Below are 14422 nucleotides of genomic sequence, written 5' to 3' on the forward strand. Positions count from 1 at the left end.
TCCATTTTATGACTAGGTCCTAATAGTAATATATAATACGTCACCGTTAGATGCAAACATTAATCAAAAATTCGTTCTTTGATTAATGGATCGGATTCAATCAATTGTTTTAATTTAACATAATCAGGATCATTCTCTAATCTATCCTCTTGCATGACACGTACTGCGTCTTGCCTTGCGACTTCTAAAGCACGGTAATCATCTACAATATTCGCAACTTTAAATTCTGGAAGGCCACTCTGCCTTTTGCCAAAAAAGTCACCAGGCCCACGAATTTGTAAATCATGCTCTGATAGCTCAAACCCATCAGTCGTTTCGCTCATGACACGCATACGTTCTTGTCCGTTTTCAGTTTTAGGATCTGCCATCAAAATGCAATAACTTTGATCACTACCACGGCCTACTCGCCCTCTTAATTGATGTAATTGTGCAAGCCCAAATCGTTCAGCGTCATAAATAACCATCGTCGTTGCGTTAGGGACATTCACGCCGACTTCAATTACAGTGGTTGAGACAAGCAATTGAATTTCATTAGCTGCAAATTGTCGCATGATATCCTCTTTCTCTTGAGCACTCAGACGACCATGCATAAGACCTACATGAATAGAGTCTGGCATTACTTGATTTAATGTTTCATAAATTTCAACTGCATTTTGAATATCTAATTGATCAGATTCTTCTATTAAGGGACAAATCACATAAGCTTGTTGTCCTTTACCAATCTGGTCAATCAAAAACTGGTGAATTCGTTCTGTCATATGATGTTTAACCCAATATGTTTCTACAGGTAACCGCCCTTCTGGTAACTCATCAATGACAGATACATCCATGTCTCCAAATGAAGTAATCGATAGCGTTCTTGGAATCGGCGTTGCTGTCATAAATAACACATCAGGGGTTAACCCTTTATCACGCAGTGTTTTACGTTGTTCAACTCCAAAACGATGTTGTTCATCAATAATGACTAATCCTAATTCTTTAAAGATCGTATCATCTTGAATTAGGGCATGCGTCCCCACTAATAGATCGACTTCACCATTAGCCAATTCTTCTAGGATTGCCTCTCGTTTTTTACCTTTTATCGATCCTGTTAATAAACGAATCTTAAGCTGATCGCCAAATAAGTCATTAAGAGAGTCCTCATGTTGTTCAGCTAGTATTTCGGTTGGAACCATTAAAGCTCCCTGTTGACCTGATTGCGTTGTTGCATATAGTGCAATGGCTGCAATCACTGTTTTTCCAGAACCAACATCACCTTGTAAAAGACGGTTCATGCGCGTCTCATACTTTAAATCATTCAGAATTTCATCTAAGACTCTCAATTGACTCTGAGTTAATTGGAAAGGTAAAGCGTCGATAAACGTTTGAACTTGTTCTTCACTATAACTCTTTTGAGTTCCAATTGATTGTGCTTTATTCTCTTTTCTAATATATTGCATTTTTAATTGAAATAGAAATAATTCTTCGTAAATAAACCGGCGCCTTGCATGTTTTAAAGAGGTTTGTGAATCAGGTTGATGCAAATGACGAATAGCTTCTTGGCGTACTGGTAATTTATAATCTTGTAGATATGGTTCAGGCAATATTTCCTCAACTTCTTGTAAAGAAGATTTTAAAGCATACTTAATCAATTTTTTAAGTTGATAAACTTTCAAATTTCCTTTTGTATGATAAACGGGTTCAATCGATTCTGCTTCATCGAACGACTTAGGATGATACTTATGTACGGTTAACTGTAGACGGTGCATATCCCATTTACCTGTGAGTGTCACGGTTTCGCCTGGGATTAACTTATCCTTTAAGAAATTTTGATTAAAAAACACGGCCTTCACTGCAACGACACCAACTTGAATTGTACAAGTTAGTCGTGATTTCTTCTTACCAAAAAACGACACATTTGGTTGTGAAACAACCTCTCCTTCAATCGTCGCTACTTCTTCATGCTCAATATCTTCTAAATTCTTCAGTTCTAAGAAGTCATAACGAAAAGGAAAGTGGAAGAGTAAATCTCCCACTTTCTTAATATCAAGCATTTCTAACTGTTCCTTTGTTTTATCTCCCACATTGGGGATGATTTCAACTGACTCTTCTAACAATGTTAATCACTCGCTTCCCATAGCAGGACCAAACACTTTTTTCGCCAGCTCTCGTCCTGTAGGCGTTGCAGCTAAACCACCTTCTGCTGTTTCTTTTAAAGCTGGTGACATGCTCTCGCCAATACGGAACATAGCTCCAATCACTTCATCTGTTGGAATCCGACTAGTTACACCAGCCAATGCTAAATCAGCTGACACAATCGCTTGGGATGATCCCATCGCATTTCGTTTAACACATGGAACTTCAACCAAACCTGCCACAGGGTCACAAACTAACCCGAGCATATTTTTTAGTGTAATCGCCATAGCTTCAGCAGATTGTTGGGGTGTTCCACCAGCCATTTCGACTGCTGCCGCACTTGCCATACCTGCTGCTGAACCGACTTCCGCCTGACAACCACCTGCTGCACCAGAGATTGAGGCGTTATTGGCAACAACCTGACCAAAGGCACCTGATGTAAATAAAAATCGTACCATTTGTTCACGAGTAGGATTTAACCGAGGTTTTAATCCAAATAATACGCCTGGAACGCAACCTGCACTTCCTGCTGTAGGGGTTGCACAAATCGTTCCCATAGCCGCATTCACTTCATTCGTTGCCACCGCTTTACTGACAACATCTAATAGCATATTTCCTGACAATGTTTCTTGTTCAGCCATATACTTTTGGATTAATACGGCGTCACCACCCGTTAAGCCTGATTTAGACTGAACACCTTCTAATCCATCTTCTACGGATTTTTCCATAATATCTAAATTGCGTCCCATTTCAGCAAAAATCTCTTCACGAGGCTTCCCTGTTTCTTCAACTTCCTGTCGAATCATAACTTCAGATAATGAAATCCCATCCTCTTCAGCTTTTTGGACGAGCTCACTGACATTTTGAAACATCATGCTGTCTCACTCCTTCCCTATTCAGAAATTGTTACTACTTGTAAAATGTGATCGCAATCATTTAATTGATCCATCACATCATTAGGAATCTTCTCATCAGTCTCAATAACCATCATGGCTTCTTTTCCTTCTTCTCGTCTTGATACTTCCATATGGCCAATATTAATCTTATAATCAGCTAAAACATTTGTGACTGATGCGATAGCACCAAATCGGTCATTATGCATCACCAAAATCGCTGGTGAGCTGCCAGATAAACGTAATTCAAAACCGTTTAATTCCGTAATCTCTGCTTTGCCCCCACCAATTGAAATGCCAACTAATTCGAAGGTGCTTTCTTCATCACCCAATTCAATTCGAGCTGTATTCGGGTGTTCTGATGAACCATCTTCTTCAATAATTTCTATGTCAACGTTTTCATCTTGTGCTAATGTTCTAGCATCACGTATCCGTTCGTCATACGTATCAAAGCCTAATATTCCACCGATTAACGCCACGTCTGTTCCGTGACCCTGATAAGTTTTGGCAAACGAACCGTATAAATGAATTTTAGCCCATTCTGGTTTACGACCAAATAATTCTCGTGCCATTTTACCGATCCGAGCTGCACCTGCTGTATGCGAACTCGATGGACCAATCATGACAGGCCCAATAACATCGAAAACCGATCTGAATTTCATGCTTGGCACTCTCCTTTTCCCTTTCCATTATACTTCTATTCTATCGTTATTTGTCCAAAATTCCAACCGTTATTCTCCTTGGATACGCTGATTCAGTTGATATTTTAATATACAGTGCTTATAATATTGTTTGGGTTTTACAACCTGGGAGGGTGAGGGCTCACAAAAAAAGAAGGAGTCAACATGAATAATTGGCCAAATAAAAATTGGTTAAATGAAATCATCGCTGGCCTTATTGGTTATTTAACGACGGTTTACATTGTTGTGGTTAACAGCTCCATTCTAAGTGATGCTGGCATTAACCGTGAAGATGCTATGATTGCGACGATTTTAGCCAGTGCTATCGGCTGTTTACTTGTCGGTATTTGGGCTCGAGTTCCAATTATTATCATACCAGGAATGGGCGTAAATGCACTGTTCGCTTACTCAATCGTTGAACAGTATCAATTTAGTTACGCACAAGGATTGGGTGTCGTTGTTGTTGCTGGTTTAATTTTTCTGATTACAGCCATCACACCTTTAGGTGAAGCATTTAAACAAGCTATACCAGATGCATTAAAGCATGGTATAACAATTGGGCTCGGCTTATTTCTAGTCCTGATTGGTTTAGAAAACGGTGGTTTAATTGTAAGTGGTGAACATTCGATTATTTCACTAGGTGACTTTTCTTCACCGTCTGTAATCGTTAGTTTATTGTCTCTTCTTGTTGGTGTCATATTGTTTGTTAAGAATGTACCAGCTAACTTTTTACTAACCATGGTCATTGGAACTGGTATTGCCTATGTTTTCGGCACACTCGATACTGAACAGACATCCATCACAGCAGAGAATGTTGCCAACTTCCTTGTATTGCCTACTTTTGGACATATGGTTGATTTCACATTCTGGATTGCTGTCTTACCTTTAGCCATAGTGCTCATTTTTGAAAGTATGGGATTATTACATGGTCAATTGGATATGATCAATCGCCATGAATCGTTTCACCGTGCTAACAAAAGTAGTGCCATCACAGCTATGTTGAGTGGATTCCTAGGAACTTCACCTACAATCCCAGCTGCTGAAACAGCTGCTGTGACTGCAGCCAAAGGACGAACAGGTTTAGCGAGTATTGTGATTGGATTATTGTTCTTATCAACGTTCTTTCTAATTCCTTATATCTCGCTCGTACCAGCGAATGCGATTAGTCCCATTTTAATCATTGTTGGTGTCTTGATGATGCAATCAATCAAACACATTAATATTGATGATATGACTGAGGCATTTCCAACATTTTTAATTATGTTTATGATTCCGTTCACGTATAGTATTGCTGATGGGATGGCATTTGGTTTTATCGCCTATCCCATTGTCAAAATGGTATCAGGACGTAAACATGAACTAAAACCACTCATGATTTTAATTTCAATATTATTCTTAATTGAATTTATTTTAAAAGGAATTATGTAAGAAAAAAGCTGTTTTAAGTTGATTTTATTTGCAACTTAAAACAGCTTTTTTAATTATTGACTCCGTTAAAGTCCGTTGTTGAAATTGTGATCCGCTCTCGGTGGACGCTTTCCGCGGGCACGGCTCGAGCCTCCTCGGCCCAAATGCGTGGCCTGCGGGGTCTCGAGACTCGTGCTATTCCCGTGACGGCCCGGACGGTCTAATGTCGACGTTGGTCACAGGACGTGACCGAACTTAGTCGACCAGGAGTCGCCACCTCCGCTCCTCACAATTCAACAACTCAGTGCTTAACTATTCAAATCAACACTAAAATCTAACAGAGCGTAATTTATAAGTCAGTATCATTTTCTATATTATTCGACAGATAAAATATATGAATAAATAGGTTGTTGACCTTTGTGAATTTCAACTTCTATTTCCTCAAAATGCTCTTCAATATATTCTTCCATACGTTGAACTTCTTCATCTGTTCCTTCTTCACCTTGTAAAATCGTTACAATCTCGTCTTCTTCATCATTTATAAGATTATTTAATAGTTCAAAAATCGCTTCGAGTTTGTCACGATTCACAGCACTTATTGACCCATCGATAATACCCATGAAGTTACCTTCTTGAATCTCACGACCATCAATCTGTGTATCTCGTACAGCATATGTTAGTTGGCCTGTTTTAACATGTTGCATAGCTTCACTCATCGATGTCACATTATCATCAATAGTAGCTTCTAAGTTTAACGCTAGCATGGCACTCATACCTTGAGGGACTGTTTTAGTCGGCACAACGTGAACTTCAGATTCAACTAATTCATTAACTTGTTCAGCTGCCATGACAATGTTTTTGTTATTTGGTAAAACAAGTACTTTCTCGGCATTAGCTTGTTCAACAGCTGTAGCGATGTCTTGTGTACTAGGGTTCATCGTTTGACCACCCTCGATTACAATCGTCGCCCCTAAACTTTCAAACATTTCTTTAATTCCTTGACCCATGCCAACGGTAACAACAGCTAATGGTTGTTTTGGTGATTTCTTTTGCTCTTTAGGTTGTTCACCAACAATTGATGTATGTTGTTCACGCATGTTTTCGATTTTAATATTAATTAAACTTCCGTATTTTTGAGCAAGGTTCATAACCTCTCCTGGATGCTCTGCGTGAATATGTACTTTGACGACTTCATCATCAGCAACAACAAGTAATGAATCGCCATATTCACTTAGTTCATGACGATAGGCATCTTCATCAAATGGATTATTTTGCAATTTGTCCTCTTCAAACTTCACCATAAATTCTGTACAGTAACCGAATTCAATGTCTTCAGTTTCCATGAAATCTTGATGCATTTTATGGTGTTCAGCACTAACCATATCATCAAGAGAAGGCTGAGATTGGGTTTCTGGGATTTCCTCACCTTTAAGCGAAGCTAGAAATCCTTCATAAACTGTTACTAAGCCTTGTCCACCACTATCAACAACGCCAACTTCTTTTAACACTGGTAATAGATCAGGTGTGCGTTCAAGTGAAGCTTTAGCTTCCTCTAATACAGCTGTAAAAAACTTAACTAGATCTTGATCGTCATTGGCGATGTTCTTAGCATGATTAGCTGCATCTTTTGCCACAGTTAAAAGCGTTCCTTCAACTGGTTTCATAACAGCTTTATATGCCGTCTCAACACCTGCTTCTAAAGCATCAGCTAAGTCTTCAACTGTTAATGTTTCTTTCTCTTTAACACTTTTAGAAAAACCACGGAATAACTGAGATAAAATGACACCTGAGTTACCACGAGCTCCCATTAGAAGCCCTTTTGCCAAAGAATTAGCCACTTCTCCAATATGATTAGAGGTGACTTTTTCTACCTCTGATGCACCTGAAGTCATCGTTAAATTCATATTTGTTCCGGTATCTCCATCAGGAACCGGAAATACGTTCAATGAGTCAATCATTTGTGATTGATTTGATAAGTGGTTCGCTCCTAATAATACCATTTGAGCGAACTTCTCACCTGTTAATGTATGATTTGACACAACATTTCCTCCTTCATCCACAACAATCCTCTAAGTCGTTACGCGAACGCCATGAATATAAATATTGACTGATACGACATCTAGTCCAACCATTCGTTTTAAAGCGTATTTAACTTGGTTTTGGACATTATGAGCAACTTCTGAAACTTTCGTACCGTAGCTTACAATAATATACATATCAATATTTAGTTTGTCATCATCTTGACGTACGACAACACCTTTAGTGAAATTCTCTTTACCTAAAATTTCTGACAAGCCGTCTTTTAATTGCTTTTTAGAAGCCATACCAACTATACCATAGCATTCCATTGCGGCGCCACCAGCAATTGTCGAGACAACTTCATTCGTGATCGATACTTGTCCATATTCATTATTAAATTCGATTGACATAACCATCCTCCTTGGTTGATGACGATAACTAACGTCATTTTACTATATAAGGTTTAATTTTAAAAGCTCTGTTACCCCTTTCCGTCTGTCAAGTATATAAACTTGATAAGCTAAAATTCCATCGTTGAAATCAGCCAGACCATATGATAAAGTATATAAAGTGAAAGATAGAGAAGTAGGAGGGATTTTAGATGGCTCGTAAATGCAAAATTACCGGACGTAAAACGTCAACTGGTAATCACCGTTCACACGCAATGAATGCCAATAAACGTAAATGGAAATCAAACGTTCAAAAAGTACGGATCATGGTAGACGGTAAACCACAAAAGGTTTATGTTTCAGCACGTGCTTTGAAATCTGGTAAAGTTCAGCGTGTATAATATTATCCGATAAAAAACTCGCTTACAATCATACATTGTAAGCGAGTTTTTTTGGTTAATCCTTCTTCACTAATCCTAACATCGATTTAACAAGACCACCTAAAAATCTGGGTAATTTAATCGTATGAAACGTCATCTTCCCCCTCCTATACCAAACGCTTCTTATTCATCACGGCTCTTTATCACTATTAATATGCCACGAGTAAAAAAATAAGTACCGATTTTTTCATTCCATTCATTAGATACAGTCAAAGAGGAGCCACTTTTGATGGATTGACAGTCTAAAGGATACTTAAAACCGTGTAATGTTAAATTTTCAACGGTTTCTGTCATAGCAAGAAAAGAGATATATGGAAATGTATGATCTCTATTAATAGAATATGTCCCCGGTTTTTTAAGTGTTATTTCATTTTGCTTATCACACAACCAAGCATCGATTTGATGCGGTATAAAAGATTGAAGTAACATTAAATTAACCCATTCATGGTCTCGTCTTCCACCCATTGCACCGAAAATTAAGACTTGGTCAGGATTTAAGGAAATCGCTAAATTAATCGCTATTTCTAAATCTGTATCATCTTTTTCAGAAGGATGAATTCGAACATCATGACACAAATCTTGAATAACAGCAAATTCTTCGGAAGTTACAGAATCGAAATCACCCACTGCATAATCAAATTCGTTTAATGAATGACTTAGAATTTTAGCTCCTGAATCGACTCCAATCCAAGTCGTAATCGATGGGTATTGTTGAAATGATGGTATTTCATCTGGTGGTCCACCTGCTACTATTGCCACTTTTTCCATGGCATGATCCTCCTAAACTTATTCATAACTTGATCGAATAGCCTCTATTGCTGCCTGACGATCATCCTGTTTGAACACAGCGCTACCAGCGACTAATACGTCAGCTCCAGCTTCAACACATGTTTTAGCTGTTTCTGGTTTAACACCACCATCAACTTCAATTTCATAATCAAAACCGTAATCTGCTTTAAGTTTAGCTAGATCTTCAATTTTACCAACAGTCGAATCAATAAATGATTGACCGCCAAACCCAGGATTAACGGTCATCACTAACACTAAATCAACTTCTTGCAAGATCGGTTCAATCGCTGATACAGGTGTCGCTGGGTTAATGACGACTCCAGGTTTTACATCATGCTGTCTAATTTGTTGAATAACTCGATGTAAATGGGGACATGCTTCTTCGTGTACAGAAATGATGTCAGCTCCTGCTTCTGCAAAAGCGTCAATATACTGATCAGGATTTTCAATCATAAGATGGACGTCCAATGGTAATTCTGTTACCGGACGAATCGCCTCTACAATCATGGGCCCAATTGTTATATTAGGCACAAAATGACCGTCCATGACATCAACATGAATATAATCCGCTTGTACTTCTACTGATTTAATTTCATCTTTTAATGTTGCAAAATTTGCAGATAATATAGATGGAGCAACCTTCGTCATATTTAATACCTCGGCTTTCTTTGATTTATTTCTTCAAAAAACTGTTGATAGTGTTGATAACGAAATTCTTCAATATGACCTTCAGATACAGCTTGTTTCACTGCACATTTAGGCTCATTAATGTGATAGCACCCTCGAAACTTACATGCATCTTCATAATCTAGAAATTCAGGGAAACTGTGACGTAAATCACCAAGTGATAACTCATCAAAATCTAACGCACTAAAACCTGGTGTATCAGCCACTAGTCCATCACCTAATGAATAAAGCTCGACATGACGTGTCGTATGTTTCCCTCGACCAAGACTTTGAGAGATATCGTTTGTTTCGATGTTTAAGGACTCATCCATTTGATTTAATAAAGTTGATTTTCCTACACCAGATTGACCAGCAATAACAGACGTTTTATTGCTTAGATAAGGCTTAAGTTGGTTTGTTAATTTAGTCGGTTTATTAGATGTTTGTACAATCGGATAACCAATTTGTTCATAAGCTTGACGGTAGTATTCGATTGTTTGACGATCCTCGTCTGTTAACAAATCATCTTTTGTGAAAACGACCACGGCATCAAGCTGTTTATGTTCAATTAACACTAAAAATCGATCCAGTAACAAGGGGTTAAAATCGGGATCTACCGTTGACGTTACAACAATAGCTTGGTCGACATTTGCGATAGGCGGACGAACTAACTCATGTTGGCGTTTCTCTATATCGATAATGGTGCCTGTTCCGTCCTCTTCCAATGTGATATCAACATCATCACCAACTAAAGGTGTTATTTTTTGTTTGCGAAATAAACCGCGACCTTTACAACGATACACATGATCGTCCACCATCACATCATAAAAACCGCTTAATGCTCTCATTATTTTACCTTGAACCATTTACTCACTCTCTCCTGAATCATATGGGATCGTTTCTTGATAAACTTGCTCTCCCTCTTTAATAACCAACACTTCACCTGTTGAATCTGGCGCAATCGTTAAATCCACTTCATACGTTGTATCTTCATGGATGACATCTTCTTCATAAACATCTTCAATACTATTATCTTGGTCTTCGATATAAATACTGACTTCTTGACCTTGGGGCTCTTCATTTTCTTGATTTGGCTGATTAGCTTGTTCATCATTATTAGATGAATCTCCACCGTTATTACCTTGATTATTCTCAGATTGCGAACCATCATATTCAACTGTGAATGATACGGTTTCAGTAATAGGTTTTGGTTCTGGACCTTCCGAGACGAAAACCTTCACCTCATCGCCTTCTTCTAGCTCGCTTTCAGGACTTGGCTCTTGACGAATAACCCGTCCTTCAGAAAACTCTTCTGAGTGTTCTTCTTCAGTCAATAATGTTAAATTATGTTCGCCTGCATAATCTTGAACTTCTTCTAACGTCCAATTCGTAAACGATGGAATTTCTGTCGATGGCGGTCCTTGACTAACATCAAAAATGACACGCGTCTCTTCTGGAATGATTTCTTGCCCTGGTTCGGGTTGAATTTGATTGATGATTTCGCCTTCTGGTTGTTCCGAAGCTTGTTCATAGTAAATAACTTCTTGATAACCATTCGCTTCTAAATAACGTTTTACATCATCAAATTCATCCCCCACATAATCAGGGAATTCTAGCTTTTCTTGACCTAAACTTGTGTAAAGCGTTACAGTCGAACCTTCCTTAACCGTTGAGTTCGCATTAGGCTCAGACCGAACAACTAAACCTTCATCTATTTCTTCTGAAAAGACTGATTCTCGTTCGACATCCAGATCTAAGTTTGATAGTTCTGTGACTGCATCTTCATAGGTCTCTTCTCGAACGTCCGGAATTGTAACATCTTTGGGCATAAAAATACCCGGTAAAACAAATAACGCGATGACAATGGCTGCAATCACAATGAATAGTCCTACTGTTATCCATATACCCCATTTTTTCGAACGTTTATCAGAGCTATTTTGATTGCCAGGTACAATAGTTTCTGATTGATTACTATTTGCTACTGAATGGGAATTCTGTTCCTCATTAATAGCCGGAATAGCCTTAGTATCTTCACCTTCTTCTACAGGCGGAACATACCTTGCTTCATTAAGCCTTGACGGATCAAAAACAGTTTCTAAACTTTGTCTTAACTCTTCAACCGTTTCATATCGCTCTAATGGATTTTTGACCGTTGCTTTTAATACTACATTTTCTAAACTTTGAGGAATGTTTGGATTAAAACTTCGAACAAAAGGTGGTTCAGTTTGCATATGTTTTAAAGCAATTGATACGGCAGATTCTCCTGAAAACGGAAGCCTTCCTGTTAACAATTCATATAAAACAATACCCAATGAATATATATCAGACTTATTTGTAGCTAAACCACCTCTTGCTTGTTCAGGTGATAAGTAATGAACAGAGCCCATAACATCATTGGTTTTAGTTAATGACGTTGTGCTTAAAGCGCGGGCAATTCCGAAATCAGTAATTTTTATATGTCCAGACTGATCAATCAGTATATTCTGTGGCTTGATATCTCGATGGACAATGCCATTTTGGTGGGCATGTTCCACCGCATTTGTAAGTTGAAGCATGATATGCACAGATTCTTCCATTGAGACATGGCCTTGTGATTGAATATATTGTTTTAATGTCATGCCATCAATATATTCCATCACCATATAATGAATATCATCTTCTTGCCCTACATCATATATGCTAACAATGTGTTCATTAGATAAACTAATAGCCGCTTCAGCTTCACGATTAAAGCGTTCGATAAATTCTTGATTGTCGGCATATTCAAGTCTTAAGATCTTTATGGCGACTTCACGGTTTAAAATTAAATCTTGGCCTAAGTAAACATTAGCCATACCCCCGCCGCCTATGTATTGAATAATTTGATAACGATCATTTAATACATTACCTAAGACCACGAAGAATCACCCGACTCATTAAACGATAGCTCCACTAATATTGCTGTAATATTATCTTCGCCACCGAGTTCATTTGCTCGTACAATTAATTGTTCAACACTAGTATCAATCGTTTCGTTAGTCTGAACGATGTGTAACAATTCATCATTTGAGAGCTTATTTGTTAAGCCATCTGTACAAAGTAAAGAATAAGCAGGGCTCTGTACAGAATAGCTTATAATGTCCACGACAATTTCTTCTGCTGTTCCTAAGGCACGTGTTAAGATATTCTTTTTAGGATGACTTTCGGCCTCTTCTTCAGTAATATGACCTTGATGCACTAACTCATTAACAAAGGAATGGTCTTGAGTCTTTTGCTCAATCGTGTTAGGCGTGATTTGATATAAACGGCTATCACCAACATTAGCGGCCACAACTGTTTGACCAATGAAGGCGACAGCGACAAGAGTAGTCCCCATTCCAGAGCATTTTAAATCGCTAGCAGCATGATCGACTAACACATCATTAACCTCCTGTACGACTGCATCAAGCCATACCTCTAACTCTTGAACATCATAGAATGGTTCTGTATCTTCCCAGTAAGATTGCATATATTTAGTAGCCATACTACTGGCAACATCACCTGCTTGATGTCCTCCCATTCCATCAGCAACAACAGCTAACAGTTGATTTCCATGGTTATAAAATAAACCACCACTATCTTCATTAGCTTGTCTCACTTTGCCTTGATCTGATTTAAACACTGCATGCATAGGTGTATTGCACCTCATTTCACTTCAAATTACTTTTTAATTGTAAACGCGTTATAAAAAATCCGTCTGCCGCAAAGTCATGCGGAAACAATTGTAATCCAAACTCACTCAAGCCTGATAATGACTGACAAGACTCAGGAAGTTCATCGAAGAAACTCGGGTCCACTTCTAACTGAGGCACTCGTTCTAATAATGCCTTGATCTGATGCTCATTTTCTTCTTGGTCTACCGTACAAGTACTATAAACGAATTTACCATCTTCTTTTAGTAACGGAATAAGTGCATCAAGAAGTTGTCGTTGTACATCAGCTAGTTCTGAAATATTTTGTTCAGACTTTTGATACTTAATATCTGGCTTACTTCTTAAAACACCTAAGCCTGTACATGGTGCATCAAGTAAAATGCGATCAAACGATCCATTTTCGTGCTGTTTATGCAAATGTCGGCTATCAGAAGGATTTGTAATGATGTTATTTAACCCTAATGTTTCAGCCTTGTCTTTTATGAGTTTAATTTTAGATTCATGTAAGTCATAAGCATATAGCGTTCCTTCTCCAGCCATTTTTTCAGCCATATGCGTTACTTTTCCGCCAGGTGCACTACAAGCATCAAGCACAGTCATTTCAGAGGACGGATCAACCATTTCTGAAACAAGCATTGAGGTTTCATCCTGAATAGTTAACTGATCAGGAAAGAGACTGCTTTCTAACACATTTCCTTCTATTACGATTAATCCTTGTGACGATAAACGAGATGGCATGGTTTTGATTCCTTCTTGTTCTAAATGTGATATGGCTTCATCTCGCTCGATTCTTAATGGTTGAACTCGCACTGATACACGTTTTGATTCAATATTGGATTCACACATTTTTCTCGTTGTCTCAAAACCATATTGTTCAACCCAGCGCTTCACCATCCATGTTGGGTGGCTGGTACTGACCGCAAGTTTTTTGATAGGGTCGTCAATTGTATCGAGTGACGGGATTCCTTCTCGTTGAACTTGACGCAAAACACCATTAACGAATCCGCTAATCCCTTTATGGCCTCTTTTTTTGGCAATGGTTACAGCTTCATTGATGACTGCATGATCAGGAATTCGAGATAAATAAATCGTTTGATAAAGAGATAATCTGAGTAAGATTCTGACCCAAGAATCAAGTTTTTTCTTACCAACGAAGTGTTTTAAGTAATAATCTAGTGTCATTTGACGTTGTAAGGTGCCATAAACAATTTCAGTTAATAATCCACGGTCTTCTCGTTTTAAATCATGCTTTGAGATTGTTTGATTAATTAAAATATGGCTAAAACTTCCGTCTTGATTCACTCTTTCTAGTAAATTTAATGCGATTTCGCGTACTGTTTTCGTCTCTGCCAT

General features: G+C 38.2%; 14 protein-coding genes. 2 read left to right on the forward strand and 12 right to left on the reverse strand.

The annotated features are described in order from the left end of the window. Nucleotides 1-59: 59 nt before the first annotated feature. Genes recG through sdaAB form a run of 3 tightly spaced genes read right to left on the reverse strand, consistent with a single transcriptional unit; the run spans nucleotide 60 to nucleotide 3670 of the window. Nucleotides 60-2096 carry an ATP-dependent DNA helicase RecG gene (gene recG / locus J2S77_RS05390; RefSeq protein WP_306975361.1) on the reverse strand — a complete coding sequence of 679 codons (2037 nt, stop codon included), beginning with the start codon at nucleotides 2094-2096 and terminating at the stop codon, nucleotides 60-62. Between the two features lie 6 nt (nucleotides 2097-2102). Beyond that, nucleotides 2103-2987, reverse strand: coding sequence for an L-serine ammonia-lyase, iron-sulfur-dependent, subunit alpha (sdaAA, locus tag J2S77_RS05395; RefSeq protein WP_306975511.1), 885 nt, complete (start codon nucleotides 2985-2987; stop codon nucleotides 2103-2105). 20 nt (nucleotides 2988-3007) lie between these two features. Then, the gene (gene sdaAB / locus J2S77_RS05400) at nucleotides 3008-3670 is read right to left on the reverse strand and encodes an L-serine ammonia-lyase, iron-sulfur-dependent subunit beta (RefSeq protein ID WP_306975363.1); all 663 of its coding nucleotides are present in this window, start codon (nucleotides 3668-3670) and stop codon (nucleotides 3008-3010) included. Between the two features lie 183 nt (nucleotides 3671-3853). On the opposite strand from sdaAB, the gene J2S77_RS05405 reads away from it, so the two are divergent. After that, nucleotides 3854-5116, forward strand: coding sequence for an NCS2 family permease (locus J2S77_RS05405; protein ID WP_306975365.1), 1263 nt, complete (start codon nucleotides 3854-3856; stop codon nucleotides 5114-5116). 353 nt (nucleotides 5117-5469) lie between these two features. On the opposite strand, the gene J2S77_RS05410 is transcribed toward J2S77_RS05405, so the two are convergent. Next, nucleotides 5470-7134, reverse strand: a complete 1665-nt coding sequence (locus J2S77_RS05410) for a DAK2 domain-containing protein (RefSeq protein ID WP_306975367.1) — start codon at nucleotides 7132-7134, stop codon at nucleotides 5470-5472. 30 nt (nucleotides 7135-7164) lie between these two features. Continuing rightward, a complete protein-coding gene (locus J2S77_RS05415) occupies nucleotides 7165-7524 on the reverse strand; it encodes an Asp23/Gls24 family envelope stress response protein (RefSeq protein ID WP_306975369.1) in 360 nt (119 codons plus the stop codon). A gap of 191 nt (nucleotides 7525-7715) precedes the next feature. Here J2S77_RS05415 and rpmB point away from each other — a divergent pair, with 191 nt between their 5' ends. Further along, on the forward strand, nucleotides 7716-7904 hold the full coding sequence (rpmB, locus tag J2S77_RS05420) for a 50S ribosomal protein L28 (RefSeq protein WP_167259973.1): 189 nt from the start codon (nucleotides 7716-7718) through the stop codon (nucleotides 7902-7904). A 55-nt stretch (nucleotides 7905-7959) separates the two neighbouring features. Here rpmB and spoVM read toward each other — a convergent pair whose 3' ends face one another. From spoVM to rsmB, 7 genes are read right to left on the reverse strand one after another with little or no spacing between them, the layout of a single operon-like run. Then, entirely contained in the window at nucleotides 7960-8040 is an 81-nt protein-coding gene (gene spoVM / locus J2S77_RS14435) for a stage V sporulation protein SpoVM (RefSeq protein ID WP_167260491.1), read from the reverse strand. 26 nt (nucleotides 8041-8066) lie between these two features. Then, nucleotides 8067-8711, reverse strand: a complete 645-nt coding sequence (locus J2S77_RS05425) for a thiamine diphosphokinase (protein WP_306975371.1) — start codon at nucleotides 8709-8711, stop codon at nucleotides 8067-8069. Nucleotides 8712-8729: 18 nt separating this feature from the next. Beyond that, nucleotides 8730-9380: a ribulose-phosphate 3-epimerase gene (rpe, locus tag J2S77_RS05430; RefSeq protein ID WP_306975373.1), complete on the reverse strand. Its 651-nt coding sequence runs from the start codon at nucleotides 9378-9380 to the stop codon at nucleotides 8730-8732. A 2-nt stretch (nucleotides 9381-9382) separates the two neighbouring features. Next, nucleotides 9383-10264, reverse strand: a complete 882-nt coding sequence (gene rsgA, locus J2S77_RS05435; protein ID WP_306975375.1) for a ribosome small subunit-dependent GTPase A — start codon at nucleotides 10262-10264, stop codon at nucleotides 9383-9385. Further along, a complete protein-coding gene (pknB, locus tag J2S77_RS05440; protein WP_306975376.1) occupies nucleotides 10265-12295 on the reverse strand; it encodes a Stk1 family PASTA domain-containing Ser/Thr kinase in 2031 nt (676 codons plus the stop codon). It lies immediately after the preceding gene. Next, nucleotides 12286-13047, reverse strand: coding sequence for a Stp1/IreP family PP2C-type Ser/Thr phosphatase (locus J2S77_RS05445; protein WP_306975377.1), 762 nt, complete (start codon nucleotides 13045-13047; stop codon nucleotides 12286-12288). Before J2S77_RS05445 ends, pknB begins: the two co-directional genes overlap by 10 nt. A 19-nt stretch (nucleotides 13048-13066) precedes the next feature. Beyond that, the gene (rsmB, locus tag J2S77_RS05450; RefSeq protein ID WP_306975378.1) at nucleotides 13067-14422 is read right to left on the reverse strand and encodes a 16S rRNA (cytosine(967)-C(5))-methyltransferase RsmB; all 1356 of its coding nucleotides are present in this window, start codon (nucleotides 14420-14422) and stop codon (nucleotides 13067-13069) included.

Origin of the sequence: Alkalibacillus salilacus (assembly GCF_030812915.1) — a bacterium.
Classification (GTDB): Bacteria; Bacillota; Bacilli; order Bacillales; family Alkalibacillaceae; genus Alkalibacillus; species Alkalibacillus salilacus.